14 protein-coding genes are annotated in these 13,278 nt (G+C 67.9%); 8 read left to right on the top strand and 6 right to left on the bottom strand.

Annotated elements, in window-relative coordinates; translation table 11 throughout:
• Position 1 precedes the first annotated feature (1 nt).
• Positions 2 to 2,344 carry a hypothetical protein gene (locus EDF55_RS16035; protein ID WP_123655942.1) on the top strand — a complete coding sequence of 781 codons (2,343 nt, stop codon included), beginning with the start codon at positions 2 to 4 and terminating at the stop codon, positions 2,342 to 2,344.
• A gap of 261 nt (positions 2,345 to 2,605) precedes the next feature.
• Here EDF55_RS16035 and nrdF read toward each other — a convergent pair whose 3' ends face one another.
• The 4 genes from nrdF to nrdH all read right to left on the bottom strand — a co-directional run bounded on the left by nrdF (position 2,606) and on the right by nrdH (position 6,592).
• Positions 2,606 to 3,607 (bottom strand): class 1b ribonucleoside-diphosphate reductase subunit beta, encoded by a 1,002-nt coding sequence (gene nrdF / locus EDF55_RS16040; RefSeq protein WP_260236084.1) that lies wholly within the window; start codon positions 3,605 to 3,607, stop codon positions 2,606 to 2,608.
• Between the two features lie 100 nt (positions 3,608 to 3,707).
• Positions 3,708 to 5,813: a class 1b ribonucleoside-diphosphate reductase subunit alpha gene (gene nrdE, locus EDF55_RS16045; RefSeq protein ID WP_123655943.1), complete on the bottom strand. Its 2,106-nt coding sequence runs from the start codon at positions 5,811 to 5,813 to the stop codon at positions 3,708 to 3,710.
• 17 nt (positions 5,814 to 5,830) lie between these two features.
• Complete coding sequence (gene nrdI, locus EDF55_RS16050) at positions 5,831 to 6,247, bottom strand: class Ib ribonucleoside-diphosphate reductase assembly flavoprotein NrdI (protein WP_123655944.1); 417 nt, start codon at positions 6,245 to 6,247, stop codon at positions 5,831 to 5,833.
• Positions 6,248 to 6,358: 111 nt separating this feature from the next.
• Positions 6,359 to 6,592: a glutaredoxin-like protein NrdH gene (nrdH, locus tag EDF55_RS16055; protein WP_022904483.1), complete on the bottom strand. Its 234-nt coding sequence runs from the start codon at positions 6,590 to 6,592 to the stop codon at positions 6,359 to 6,361.
• Positions 6,593 to 6,947: 355 nt separating this feature from the next.
• On the opposite strand from nrdH, the gene EDF55_RS16060 reads away from it, so the two are divergent.
• On the top strand, positions 6,948 to 8,153 hold the full coding sequence (locus EDF55_RS16060; RefSeq protein ID WP_123655945.1) for an MFS transporter: 1,206 nt from the start codon (positions 6,948 to 6,950) through the stop codon (positions 8,151 to 8,153).
• Between the two features lie 337 nt (positions 8,154 to 8,490).
• Entirely contained in the window at positions 8,491 to 9,309 is an 819-nt protein-coding gene (locus tag EDF55_RS16065) for an aldo/keto reductase (protein ID WP_123655946.1), read from the top strand.
• A 6-nt stretch (positions 9,310 to 9,315) separates the two neighbouring features.
• On the opposite strand, the gene EDF55_RS16070 is transcribed toward EDF55_RS16065, so the two are convergent.
• On the bottom strand, positions 9,316 to 9,645 hold the full coding sequence (locus EDF55_RS16070; protein ID WP_123655947.1) for a hypothetical protein: 330 nt from the start codon (positions 9,643 to 9,645) through the stop codon (positions 9,316 to 9,318).
• Positions 9,646 to 9,818: 173 nt separating this feature from the next.
• Between EDF55_RS16070 and EDF55_RS16075 the strand changes: the two genes are divergently transcribed.
• The 5 genes from EDF55_RS16075 (at position 9,819) to EDF55_RS16095 (ending at position 12,365) form a co-directional block, all read left to right on the top strand.
• Positions 9,819 to 10,340, top strand: a complete 522-nt coding sequence (locus tag EDF55_RS16075) for a ribonuclease H (protein WP_123655948.1) — start codon at positions 9,819 to 9,821, stop codon at positions 10,338 to 10,340.
• Between the two features lie 18 nt (positions 10,341 to 10,358).
• The gene (locus EDF55_RS16080) at positions 10,359 to 10,814 is read left to right on the top strand and encodes a hypothetical protein (protein ID WP_123655949.1); all 456 of its coding nucleotides are present in this window, start codon (positions 10,359 to 10,361) and stop codon (positions 10,812 to 10,814) included.
• Entirely contained in the window at positions 10,811 to 11,623 is an 813-nt protein-coding gene (locus tag EDF55_RS16085) for a hypothetical protein (RefSeq protein WP_123655950.1), read from the top strand. The genes EDF55_RS16080 and EDF55_RS16085 overlap by 4 nt, the downstream gene beginning before the upstream one ends.
• A 134-nt stretch (positions 11,624 to 11,757) precedes the next feature.
• Entirely contained in the window at positions 11,758 to 11,958 is a 201-nt protein-coding gene (locus EDF55_RS16090) for a type II toxin-antitoxin system VapB family antitoxin (protein WP_165931421.1), read from the top strand.
• Positions 11,958 to 12,365 (top strand): PIN domain-containing protein, encoded by a 408-nt coding sequence (locus EDF55_RS16095; RefSeq protein WP_123655952.1) that lies wholly within the window; start codon positions 11,958 to 11,960, stop codon positions 12,363 to 12,365. Before EDF55_RS16090 ends, EDF55_RS16095 begins: the two co-directional genes overlap by 1 nt.
• A gap of 10 nt (positions 12,366 to 12,375) precedes the next feature.
• On the opposite strand, the gene EDF55_RS16100 is transcribed toward EDF55_RS16095, so the two are convergent.
• On the bottom strand, positions 12,376 to 13,200 hold the full coding sequence (locus tag EDF55_RS16100) for a helix-turn-helix domain-containing protein (protein WP_123655953.1): 825 nt from the start codon (positions 13,198 to 13,200) through the stop codon (positions 12,376 to 12,378).
• Between the last annotated feature and the right edge of the window lie 78 nt (positions 13,201 to 13,278).

A 13,278-nucleotide genomic window follows, 5' to 3' on the forward strand; every position in this document is an offset into this window, starting at 1 on the left:
GTTGACCGCCATCGTCGGCGTCTCAGTTGCCGCGGTGCCGGCGACCGCGGCGACGGTCGGTGCGGATGAGGACACGTACTCGATCACGTTCGCCGCACGTGTGTGCGACTCCTACACGGACGTGCTCGCGAACAAAGCGCGGAACAACCTGATGGAGTCCCTGAAGGACCTCGGCACGGACACGAACTACGACGCGTGGGGCATCGTCTCGGCCGAGAAGGAAGAGACCGGCAACGCGAACTGCCGGCCCCTGCCGAACTGGCAGATGACCACGGGCACCTGGTTCAACGGGAAGACCCCAGCAACACAGAACCTCAGCACCGTCACCAGCCCGTTCGACACCACGATCCGTACCGGCGCCTCGACCCCGCTGCTGGACACCAACGGGGACCCGACCGGCGACACCCTCGCCGGCGCCGTGACGATGAACCTCACCGCCGCGCAACTCGCGGCCGCGAACTCCGGCTCACGGCTCTGGATCCAAGGCGGCACCCCCATTGCGCCGTTGAACGGGCAGCAAGACCAATACGGGTTCGCGGCGCTGCGCTGCGGGCAGGACGCCGTCAACGGCGACAACGTCGAAGCGGTGTACTTCCCGTCTGGGCAGCGACACGTGTTCTGCTTCTATTACGCCGTCACCCCGCCGCCACAGTCCGGCACCATCGTGGTCCGCAAACAGCTCGCCTCGGACAGCAACGGCACCGGCACGTTCCGCTTCGACGGCAACCTCTCCTACGCCGACGAGAACAACGACGGCACCAACGACTTCTCCGCCACCGCCAGCCCCGGTAACCCGGCAACGACCACCTTCATCCGCGGCGAGGTGCGCGGCAGCGACCCGGCGTGGAGCTTCCAAGAAGCATCGACACCCGGTTGGGACCCACCCGCCGACCCCGTGTGCACCAGCCAGACCGACGACAGCACCATCACGGTCGACCCGGCAACGCACCGGGCGAGTATCCGACTCGCGGGCGGTGACACCGTCACCTGCGTCGTGACGAACAACCGCACCACCATCGGCGACACGTCCCTCGCCGTCGAATCCCTCGGCGGCACCGCCTCCTTCCCCGTCACGGTCACCGGTCCGACCGCAGCTCCTGCGGAGAACTTCACCGGCACCGCAACGACGACCGCGGTCGGAGCACCGGTCACCCCATGGTCCGGGTCGTCCCTCAGCCTCGGCTCGTACGTCATGTCGGAAGTCCTCCCCGCCCCGACCGCAGCGGGACGCTGGGAAGCGGAAAGCGCAACCTGCGTCGACCGGTTCGGCACCGTCGACACGTACGACATCACCGCCACCGGGCAGACCCGCACCTTCACGTTGACGACGATCACACCATCGTCGAGCCACTGCATCTTCACCAACCGGTTCACCCCAGCAGGGTCCATCACGCTGCAGAAGACCACTCTCGGCGCCGCAGGCACGTTCAACTACGACATCACCGCCCTCGACGCAGCCGACGACCCAGACCCCGCCCAGGACTACCGCGCGACCGCGACTACCACCACGCCGGGCACGCGCACGGCCGCGACACCGGTCGGCCCAGCAGCAGACGCGCTCGTCGTCGCGCCGACGACCCGGTTCCTCGTCCGCGAGCAAGCACCCACCGGTGACCTCCTCGGCTTCTGGCGATTCACGAACCTGGACTGCGGCGCCAACGTTGTCGAACGCGCCGGCGCGAACGCGTTCATCGTCACCTTGAACACCGCGAACCCCGACGCGTCCTGCGCGCTCGAGAACACGTACGAGCGCACCGGACGCTTCCAAGTGAACGTGCACACCACCGCCGACCAGACGCTCCGCCCCGACAGCGACGTCATCGAGGTCACCTGCAACGAGGGCACCGACATCCCGGTCACCACGGACGCCGGCAACGCCAACGGCACGTCCGGTCCGTACGTCGTCTTCGGCGGCGCGGAATGCTCGCTGACGCATGCCGAGACCGGAGCCGCCAGCGGTACGACGGTTGCGGAACGCGCGACAGTCACCGTCGACGGCGGAACAGCGACGCCACTCGAGCTCACACGCGACGTCGTCGCGCTCGGCGCCGGACGTGCCGTCGTCGTGGACGTGTACACGACCATCACCGCCGCGGCGCAACCCGAACCCACACCGACAGCGACGCCGTCTCCGTCGGGCACCGGATCACCGGTACCGACGCCGACGGGCGACCCGTCCGACGGGACCGTCGTCCCGATCGCCAATCCGGGTGACGGCGACGAGGGCCCCCTCGCGTTCACCGGAGCGAACATCACCGGGGCAATCTTCGCCGCCGGATTCCTGCTGCTCCTCGGAGGCGGCCTCGTGCTCCTGCAACTCAAGCGCCGCAGCTCCGCACGCTGACGCCCTGGTGAGAAAATGTTCCATGACCAATCGGCGCCGCGGACGTTGTCCCGCAACGAGCTCGCCCTCGTACCGGGGCGCCCGGTAGCCGGTCGTCCTCCGGACGACTCGCTCCGTGCCGAGCAGCGTCGGGCCGTCCGGTCTCAGATAGGTGGTCCGCAGCCTTCTGAATCCGGGGTCCCCTATCCGGACGCCCTCGACAACGACGAGAACGCCCCGCCGGTCAAAGCCAGCGGGGCGTTCTCGTAAGTCCGAGCAGGATCAGAAGTCCCAGTCCTCGTCCTCGGTGCTCTCGGCCTTGCCGATGACGTACGACGACCCAGACCCCGAGAAGAAGTCGTGGTTCTCGTCCGCATTGGGCGACAGCGCCGACAGGATCGCCGGGTTCACGTCCGTCGTCTCCTTGGGGAACATCGGCTCGTAGCCCAGGTTCATCAGCGCCTTGTTGGCGTTGTAGTGCAGGAACTTCTTGACGTCCTCGGTCAGCCCGACCTGGTCGTAGAGGTCCTGCGTGTACTGGACCTCGTTCTCGTAGAGCTCGAACAGGAGATTGAACGTGTAGTCCTTGATCTCCTGCTTGCGCTCGTCGGAAAGGCCTTCGAGGCCCTTCTGGAACTTGTACCCGATGTAGTACCCGTGGACGGCTTCGTCGCGGATGATCAGGCGGATCAGGTCAGCGGTGTTTGTGAGCTTGGCGCGCGAGGACCAGTACATCGGCAGGTAGAAGCCGGAGTAGAACAGGAACGACTCGAGCAGCGTCGAGGCGACCTTGCGCTTCAGGGGGTCGTCACCGGTGTAGTAGTCGAGGACGATCTGTGCCTTCTTCTGCAGGTTCGGGTTCTCGACCGACCAGCGGAAGGCGTCGTCGATCTCCGGCGTCGACGCGAGCGTCGAGAAGATGGACGAGTAGCTCTTCGCGTGTACCGACTCCATGAACGCGATGTTCGTGTAGACGGCTTCCTCGTGCGGGGTGACGGCGTCGGGGATCAGGCTGATCGCGCCGACGGTGCCCTGGATCGTGTCGAGGAGCGTCAGACCGGTGAAGACGCGCATGGTCAGCGTCTGCTCGGCCGGCGTGAGCGTGTTCCAGGACTGCACGTCGTTCGACAGCGGCACCTTCTCGGGCAGCCAGAAGTTGTTGACGAGGCGGTTCCAGACCTCGACGTCCTTCTCGTCCTGGATGCGGTTCCAGTTGATCGCGCTGACCGAACGGATCAGCGGGACGGCTTTGCCGGTGGCGTGGACCGGGTCGGTGAGAGTCATTGCGTTCTTCCGGAATTCGTGGATCGGAACAGGTGTCGGACCGGAGGCTCGTGGCGGGCTCACCACGAGCCTCCAGTCCGAAAGGTGATCGCGTCAGCGATCAGAGCATGCAGGAAACGCAGCCCTCGACCTCGGTGCCTTCGAGCGCGAGCTGGCGGAGACGGATGTAGTAGATCGTCTTGATGCCCTTGCGCCATGCGTAGATCTGCGCCTTGTTGATGTCGCGCGTGGTGGCGGTGTCCTTGAAGAACAGCGTCAGGGACAGGCCCTGGTCCACGTGCTGCGTCGCCGCGGCGTACGTGTCGATGATCTTCTCCGGGCCGATCTCGTACGCGTCCTGGTAGTAGTCCAGGTTCTCGTTCGTCATGAACGGCGCCGGGTAGTAGACGCGACCGAGCTTGCCTTCCTTGCGGATCTCGATCTTCGACGCGATCGGGTGGATCGACGAGGTGGAGTGGTTGATGTACGAGATCGAACCGGTCGGCGGGACGGCCTGGAGGTTCTGGTTGTAGATGCCGTGCTCCTGGATGGACGCCTTCAGCGCCTTCCAGTCGTCCTGCGTCGGGATGGTGATGTTCGCGTTGTCGAAGAGCGAAGCAACACGAGCCGTCGCGGGCGTCCACGCAGCGTCGGTGTACTTGTCGAAGAACTCGCCGGACGCGTACTTCGAGTCGCGGAAGCCGTCGAAGGTCTCCCCGGTCTCGATGGCGATGTTGTTCGAGGCGCGCAAGGCGTGGAACAGCACCGTGTAGAAGTAGATGTTCGTGAAGTCGATGCCCTCTTCGGAGCCGTAGTACACGTGCTCACGAGCGAGGTAGCCGTGCAGGTTCATCTGGCCGAGGCCGATGGCGTGCGACTTGTCGTTGCCGTCCTCGACGGAACGCACCGAGTTGATGTGCGACATCTGCGAGACCGAGGTCAGGCCGCGGATCGCCGTCTCGATGGTCTTGCCGAAGTTCGGCGAGTCCATGGTGAGCGCGATGTTCAGCGAGCCGAGGTTGCAGGAAATGTCCTTGCCGATCTCCTTGTACGAGAGGTCCTCGTTGAAGGTGGTCGGGGTGTTGACCTGCAGGATCTCCGAGCACAGGTTGGACATGTTGATCCGGCCCTTGATCGGGTTGGCCTTGTTCACCGTGTCCTCGAACACGATGTACGGGTAACCCGACTCGAACTGGATCTCCGCGATGGTCTGGAAGAACTCGCGGGCCTTGATCTTCGTCTTCTTGATGCGCGAGTCGTCGACCATGGCGCGGTAGTTCTCGGAGATCGGGACGTCACCGAAGGGGACGCCGTAGACCTTCTCGACGTCGTACGGCGAGAAGAGGTACATGTCCTCGTTGTTCTTCGCGAGCTCGAACGTGATGTCCGGCACGACGACACCGAGCGACAGCGTCTTGATGCGGATCTTCTCGTCGGCGTTCTCACGCTTGGTGTCGAGGAACTTCATGATGTCCGGGTGGTGCGCCGACAGGTACACGGCACCGGCACCCTGGCGGGCACCGAGCTGGTTGGCGTACGAGAAGGAGTCTTCCAGCAGCTTCATCACGGGGATGATGCCCGAGGACTGGTTCTCGATCTGCTTGATCGGGGCGCCGGCTTCACGGATGTTGGAGAGCAGCAGGGCCACGCCACCGCCGCGCTTCGAGAGCTGCAGCGAGGAGTTGATCCCGCGCGAGATCGACTCCATGTTGTCCTCGATGCGGAGGAGGAAGCAGGAGACGAGCTCGCCGCGCTGTGCCTTCGCGGTGTTGAGGAACGTCGGGGTCGCGGGCTGGAAGCGCCCGGCGACGATCTCCTCGACGAGGTCGATCGCGAGCTGCTCGTTGCCCTGCGCGAGACCGAGGGCGGTCATCACGACGCGGTCCTCGAAGCGCTCGAGGTACCGCTTGCCGTCGAACGTCTTGAGCGTGTAGCTCGTGTAGTACTTGAACGCACCGAGGAACGTCTGGAACCGGAACTTCTTCGAGTACGCCAGGTCGTTCAGACGCTGGATGAAGTCGAGCGAGTACAGGTCGATCGTCGCCTGCTCGTAGTACTCGTTCTCCACCAGGTAGTCGAGCCGCTCCTTCAGGTTGTGGAAGAAGACGGTGTTCTGGTTGACGTGCTGCAGGAAGAACTGCTTGGCGGCTTCGCGGTCCTTGTCGAACTGGATGTTGCCGTCCGCGTCGTAGAGGTTGAGCATCGCGTTGAGGGAGTGGTAGTCCATCCCCGTCGTCGGCGACGTCAGATCGACGTCTGCAACTGCTGCGTCCAAAATGCATCCAATCCTGAGTTGACCGCGGACACGTCGTCCGGCGTGCCGAAGAGTTCGAAGCGGTAGAGCACGGGCACGTGGCACTTCTGTGAGACCACGTCGCCCGCGAGGCCGTAGGCCTCACCGAAGTTCGTGTTCCCGCCGACGATGACGCCCCGGATCAGTGACCGGTTGTGTTCGTCGTTCAGGAACTTGATGACCTGCTTGGGGACCGCTCCCTCGCCGTTCCCGCCACCGTAGGTGGGCAGGACGAGGACGTACGGTTCGTCCACGTGCAGGAACGGTTCGCTCGGGTAGAGCGGGATCCGGTCCGCGTCGCGGCCGAGCTTCTCCACGAAGCGTGCGGTGTACCCGGACACGCTGGAGAAGTAGACGAGTCGGCTCATGCTGCGCTCCTCGACAGAAGGTGCGGACTGACGGACCGGAGGGGTGTCCGTGGGCGGTGAGTCGAGCCTCCTGATCGAGTTCGAGTCACCGCCCACCGGACGGGAGACGCCTTACGCCAGTTCGGCGCTGAGCGTCGCGATCTTGTCGGGGCGGAAGCCCGACCAGTGGTCGTCGTCGGTCACGACGACGGGGGCCTGGAGGTAGCCGAGGCTCTTGACGTGCTCGAGCGCGGCTTCGTCCGTGGAGACGTCGTGCACCTCGTACTGGATGCCCTTGTTGTCGAGGGCCCGGTACGTCGCGGTGCACTGGACGCAGGACGGCTTGGTGTAGACGGTGACGGCCATGTTTACCCCTGGTTCTGGGCCTGATTCCAGGTCCGAAGTTCGTGTGCTGTGCTGAGCACGACGCTACTACATGTAGTGCTCGATCGCGGTAGTGACCACAAGAGGAAGTGTTACACCCCTGTAGTTCTCCACAACGCCCTCCACAGTCTGTGGATTCCCCACAGCCCCGGATTTCCGCCAGTCTCGCACCGGCCACCGACACTCCCAACAGGCTGTGGAGGCGGTTCTCCAGAGGTGTGGAAACCGGACGTTCGTACCCCTGCATCGGCGTGTCTGAGAACCGCGTTCCGGACCCCCTCCCCCGGAGTGGTCACACGGCCCGCGCCGTGCCCCGTCCGGTCCGTACACTCGGAGCGTGAGCGCGTACGGCAACCTCCTGAAGACCCCCGGCGTGGGTCGTGTGATCGCCGCGCAGCTCACCGCGAGGTTCCCCTTCGGGATGCTCTCGCTGGCGTACCTGCTGCACGTCGAGCACGTCTTCCACTCGTACGGATCCGCCGGGCTCGTGCTCGCCACCACCAGCGTCGGCCAGGCCATCGCCGGCCCGCTCACCAGCCGCTGGATGGGCAGCTGGGGCATGCGCCCCGTCCTCATCCTGACCAGCCTGATCGCGCTCGTGAGCATGGGCGTGATCGCGTTCGCCACCATGCCCCTGTGGGCGTACGTGGTCGTCGGGTTCCTCGGCGGCCTTGCGGTCCCGCCCGTCCAGCCCGCCGTGCGCACCATCTACCCGAAGATGGTCACCTCGACGCAGCTGACACCCCTCTTCTCCCTCGACGCCAGCGCGCAGGAACTGATCTGGGTCGCCGGCCCCGTCATCACGACGTTCGTCGCGACGCAGATCGGCACCGTCGAGGCGATCGTCCTCGCGATGGCGTTCCTCGTCATCGGCGGCGTGTGGTTCATCGCCTCCCCCGAGCTCGGCCGCGTCCGCATCCCCCGCTCCAAGCGCGCGTTCGGCGTCGTGCTGCAGCGCCCGTCCGTGGTCGTCGCGACCCTCACCGGCATGCTCCTCATCGGTGCGTGCGCCGCGGTGGAGGCCGGGGTCACCAGCGCCTTCGGCGAGGGCAGCCCGAACGCCGGCATCGTCCTGGCGATCTTCGCGGTCGGTTCGCTGGTCGGTGGCCTGGCCTTCGGCCACCGTCCGATCTCGCCGAACACCCTGTGGACGCGGATGCTCATCGTCTTCATCGGCCTGGGGCTCGCCACGTTCGGCACCGGCTTCTGGTGGCTCGCGTTCGCGCTGCTCATCGCGGGCGGCGGGATCGCGCCGGCCCTCGCCGTGATGTTCGGGTCGGTCTCCGCCACCGTGAAGTTCTCCGACACGGCAGAGGCCTACGGCTGGATGGGCACCGGCCAGCTCATCGGCGCCGCGCTCGGTTCCGCGGTCGCCGGCTTCCTCATCGACATGCACGGTGCGACGGGCGGCATGGTCGTCGGCGCAGCCGCCGCCTTCGTCGGCGTGCTGCTGCCGCTGGTCGCGAAGCGCTGGCTCCCCGACCTGCGCGGCCGCGACGCGAGCCCCATCCCCGACACCGAGCCGGTGAACATCCCCACCTAGGCGCCGGGTCGCGGGTCGCGGGGCCCCGCTGGGTCGCCCCCCGCCGGGTCGTCCTCGCTGGCCCGTCCCCCGCCCTGCCTCCGCCGGGTCGCCCCTCGCCGGGTCGTCCTCGCTGGCCCGTCCCCCACCCCGCCTCCGCCGGGTCGTCCCGCGCGTAGGAGGTCGAATCGCGCGTCGGTGGTCGATTCTTCCGACCCCCGACGCGCGATTCGACTTTCCAGTGCGGGCGCGATGGGTGAGAACGGGCCTCCTCCACAACTCGGAGCGCGCGCCCGGTTCTGCACAGATCGGACGGGAGGCCCGACTCGACTCCGCCAGGACCGGCAGGATGGTCTGCATGGTCACCTCCATCCCCCTCCGCGACGGTCGGTCCGTCCCCGCCATCGGCTTCGGCGTGTACAAGGTCGACGACGCGGAAGCAGCGGTCGCGGTCGGAACCGCGCTCGACGCCGGGTACCGCCACGTGGACACAGCCGAGATGTACGGCAACGAGACCGGTGTCGGGAAGGCGATCCGAGCCTCCGGACTGGATCGTGACGACGTCTTCGTGACCACGAAGGTGTGGAACACCAACCAGGGACGCGACGAGACCCTGCGGGCGTTCGACGCCAGTCTCGGCCGACTCGGGCTCGACGCGGTCGACCTCTACCTGATCCACTGGCCGGCCGCTGCGAACGACCGCTACGTCGACACCTGGCGCGCGCTGGTGGAATTGCGGGAGTCCGGTCGTGCGCGCAGCGTGGGCGTCTCGAACTTCCAGGTGCCGCACCTCGAGCGGATCATCGCCGAGACGGGCCAGGTCCCCGCCGTGAACCAGGTCGAGCGGCACCCCTGGCTCCCCCAGCGCGAACTCATCGACTTCCACCGGCGGCACGGCATCGTGACGGAAGCGTGGTCACCGCTCGGGCGCGGGCGGCTCATCGAGGACCCGGTGCTCGTCGGGATTGCGGATGCCCACGGGGTGAGCGTGGCGCAGGTCCTCGTGCGGTGGAACGTGCAGCAGGGGGTCGTGGTGCTGCCGAAGTCGGTCACACCGTCGCGGATCCGGTCGAACATCGACGTCGACGGCTTCGCGCTGACGGACGACGAGCTCACGGCGATCGCTGCGCTCGAGTCCGGCCAGCGCACGGGGTCGCACCCCGATTCGGTGTCCTAGCGTCCGCTAGCCGCGGCGGTCGTCCTCGGACTGCCACGGCAGGTGGAGGTCCTCCGGCGCGGGCTCCACGTCGCCCGCGTCGTCGGCGCCGCCCGTGCCCGGGGCCGCGGTGATCTTCGACGGGTCGATGCCGTCCTCGCGCAGGTCGTCATCGTCGCGCTGCTCGGTCTGCGACGAGACGCTCTCCCGCTCGCTCGACGGGCTGTAGGAGGTGTCCGCGGCACGCTGCTGACGCTCGCTCGCGCCCGCCACGTCGTCGCTGTGCGCGGCGGCGCGCAGTGCGTCGTTCCGGTCCCGGTCGTCCGCGTGCTCGGGTCCCGCGATGTCGTTGCTCATGCGCGTGACGGTAGGCCGCCGCACCTGCGCGCCCTCGCACCGTGCGAGCACGCGGTGCCGCGCCGCCGCGCCGCGCCGCTCCGCCCCGCTCTGATCGCAGCGTGCGAGCACGCGGAGCCCCGCGCCCGTCCGCTACCGTTGTCGGGCACTCGCCCCACCTCAGGAGGTCCCCCGTGACGATCGTCGCAGCAGCTGACGGCTCCGCCCTCGGCAACCCCGGCCCGGCCGGCTGGGCCTGGTACGTCGACGACGACCGCTGGGCAGCCGGCGGCTGGCCGAACGCAACGAACAACCAGGGCGAGCTCACCGCCGTGCTGCAGCTGCTCCGCGCCACGAAGGACTCCGGCGAACCGCTGCACATCCTCTGCGACAGCCAGTACGCCATCAAGGCGTGCACCGAGTGGCTGGCGGGGTGGAAGCGGAAGGGATGGCGGAAGGCCGACGGCAAGCCGGTCATGAACGTCGAGATCATCAAGGAGCTCGACGCCGAGCTCCAGGGCCGCAAGGTCACCTTCGAGTGGGTCCGGGGTCACGTCGGCCACGAGATGAACGAGGCCGCCGACGTCCGCGCCCGTGGTGCTGCGACCGCGTACCAGAACCGCACCGAGGTCCCCCACGGCCCGGGCTGGCCCGGCGTCGAGGTGACCGAGCCCGCGCCGCTGCCCGAGGCGACGCCGCCCGCGACCCTGTTCTGACGTAGAGAACGCTTCGGCATGACGGCGCCTGGGTGGCGGAGCGTGCGCACACCGCTCGTCGACCTCGTCATCCCCGACGGATGGCAGGAGGTCGACGCGCACGGGCAGGTGCTGGCGGTCGCGGCGCCGGACGACGGCGCCTGGACCTTCCGCCCCAACGGGGTCCTCTCGGTCCGACCGAGCACCGAGCCGATCCACGTCCTCGGCGCCCGCGCGATCAGCGAGGCGCGCGCCCACCCCGTCTGGTCGCACGTCGTCGCCGACCCGCCCTGGTTCCGCGAGGGCGGCGAAGGGCGCGTCGTCGAGTCGCTGTACGAGACCGACGGGATGTGCGTGTCGGTCACGCGGTACGTGATCGCGACAGGGCGTCACGCGATCGACCTGACGATGAGCGCCTCGATCCGCGATCGGTTCCTCGTCGAGGACCAGTTCGACATCATCGCCGGCGGCATGGAAGTGAAGGACGCAGCATGACCGACGTCGCGATCGACCAGGCAGCCACCGCGCGCCAGGGGCTCCCGCGCGAGTCGCTCGCACGGGTCGCCGTGGCGCAGCCGTACCCCGCTGGCGGCGTCCGCCTCTCCCAGGACAGCTGGGAAGCGCTGTGGAAGGCACGGAGAGGACGCTTCTTCCGCGTACGACCCTCGACGCCAACATTCGAGGAGTTGCGCGCCGCCGGGATGATCACGGACGCCGGAGCCCCCAGCCCCGCCGCGCAGGAGTACCTCGACGTCCGCGCGGACACGGTGATCGCCCTCGGCGCGGAAGCACGGAGCGGCGGGGTCACGAGCAAGTGGTCGTGCTGGCTGTCCCGCGACGGCGCCGTCATCGCGGCTGGACCGCAGTTGCTCTCGACGGAGCTCCCGACCGATCAGCGGGTGACGCTCGCCCTGACGACCGAGTCGTTCGCGCTCGGCCTCCTCATCTCGTGGATGGGGATCGGTCCGACCTGGACGTTCGAACACGGCGACGATCCGAGTGCCTACCCTCGCGACGCCGTCGAGGCCCGGATCGCCGCGGCCTCGTCCATCCCTCCCGCCCCCGAGCCCGCGAGCTGGAGTGTCGACCGGGCGTGGCAGCAGGGCCGTTGGACGGAGTTCGAGTTCGGCGTGCCCCGCACCGGGATCGGGCAGAAGCTGATCCGCGCGGGCGACCTCGACTGGTTCCGCCCCGAGAACCGTGACGACGGCCTCGTCGAGCTCGGGACGTCGGCCACGAACGACGTCATGCGCGAGGTGCTCGCGGTCTACCAGGAGTCCGTCGACGCCCTCGTCCGTCGCTGAGCGTTGAGCCGTCACCCGAGCTCCTCGATCCCGTGGGAGACCCCCGCCGCGGTCGCGCTCGCCAGCCTCGTGCTCACCTGGCACAGGCGCTGGCCCCGTCTATATACTCGCTTATACAAACGATGGGAGTCGGTATGGCAGTCACGACGATCGACCTCGATCAGCGCGTCCTCGACGATGCGAAGCAACTGACGGGGGCGCGTTCGAACCGCGAAGTCGTGCAGCGCGCTCTCGAGACGCTCATCGCAGTACGGCGTCAACCGGCGGCAGTCGAGCGGATCATCGCGAGGAACTTCGCTGACGAGCCCGCGGCGGCGGACGAACTGCACCCCTGATGGCGACCTACATCGTCGACAACTCGGTGTGGTGGAAGGCGGGCCGGGCTCCTGGGATCGCGGAGCGTCTGCGTGCCATCGCCACACAGGACCTCATCCTCACCTGCCCACCCCAGGTCCTCGAGTACTGCCACTCGGCCCGCTCGAGCTCGGATCACGACGAACACTGCGGGGACATGGAAGCCTTCCTCGAAGCATCAGTGCACCCCGACGTCGACGATGTCACGGCGATCCAGAGTGCTCTGTGGAGCAACGGGTTCGCACGAGGAGCCGGGCCGATCGACGTCCACATCGCGGCGTACGCGATCTGCAACGGGGCGACGGTGCTGAGCGCCGACCGCGACTACGAGCACATCGCGACGAGTGTCCAGGGTTTCCGGCACGAGTACCTGCCCGAGCATCCCTGAGCGAGCAGCGTCAGACCGCGACGGTCGACGCCAGCAACGCCAGCTTCTCCGCGTCCGCCGTGCCGGGGTCGGCGTGGTAGATCGCCACGGTGAGGTCCTGCGCCTCGGCGACGATGAGCTTCTCCCGGTGCAGCTGCAGCGCTCCGACCACGGGGTGGTCGAACCGCATCACCGCGCCCCGACGCCCGCCGATGTCGTGCCGTCCCCAGAGCCGCTGGAACCGGGGGCTCGCGATGGAGAGCTGCCCGACGAGCTCCACGCACCGCGGGTCGTCGATCGAGGTCCCGACGGACTGCCGGAACGACGCCACGAGCCCCTCGGTCGCCAGCTCCCAGTCGACGAACAGCGCGCGCTCCTCCGGGTCGAGGAACACGTCACGGAGCCGGTTCGCGCCGACGACCAGCCGGGGTGAGAGCGCGGCCGCCATCGGGTTCGCGGTGAGGACGTCCAGGTAGCGGCCCTCGACGAAGGCGGGGGTGCCCAGCCTGTCGACGAACGCACGGAGTCCGGCGGGCACGACCTCGCGCACGGGTCGGCGCTGCCGGTGTGCCCGAGGCTGCTCGACCACGAGCCCGAGCAGGTACGCCGTCGTGTCCTCGTCGAGCTGCAGCACCCGCGCGACGGACTCGAGGACCTGCGCCGACGGGTTCCGGTACCGCCCCTGCTCCAACCGGAGGTAGTACTCGCTGCTGATCCCGGCGAGCATCGCGACCTCTTCCCGCCGCAACCCGGGGACCCGCCGGACCCCCGACACCGGGATGCCCGCGCGTTCCGGGGTGACCAGCTCGCGCCGGGCACGGAGGAACTCGCCCAGGGGGTTCGTCTCGTCGGTCATGCTCCCCACGGTAGGCAGATCCGTGGGCCGCTGCCTGGTCGCCGCGCTACCAGGAGCGGAGCGGTCTGGAACGGCCGC

The sequence above is a fragment of the Curtobacterium sp. ZW137 genome (genome assembly GCF_003762905.1).
Lineage (GTDB): Bacteria > Actinomycetota > Actinomycetes > Actinomycetales > Microbacteriaceae > Curtobacterium.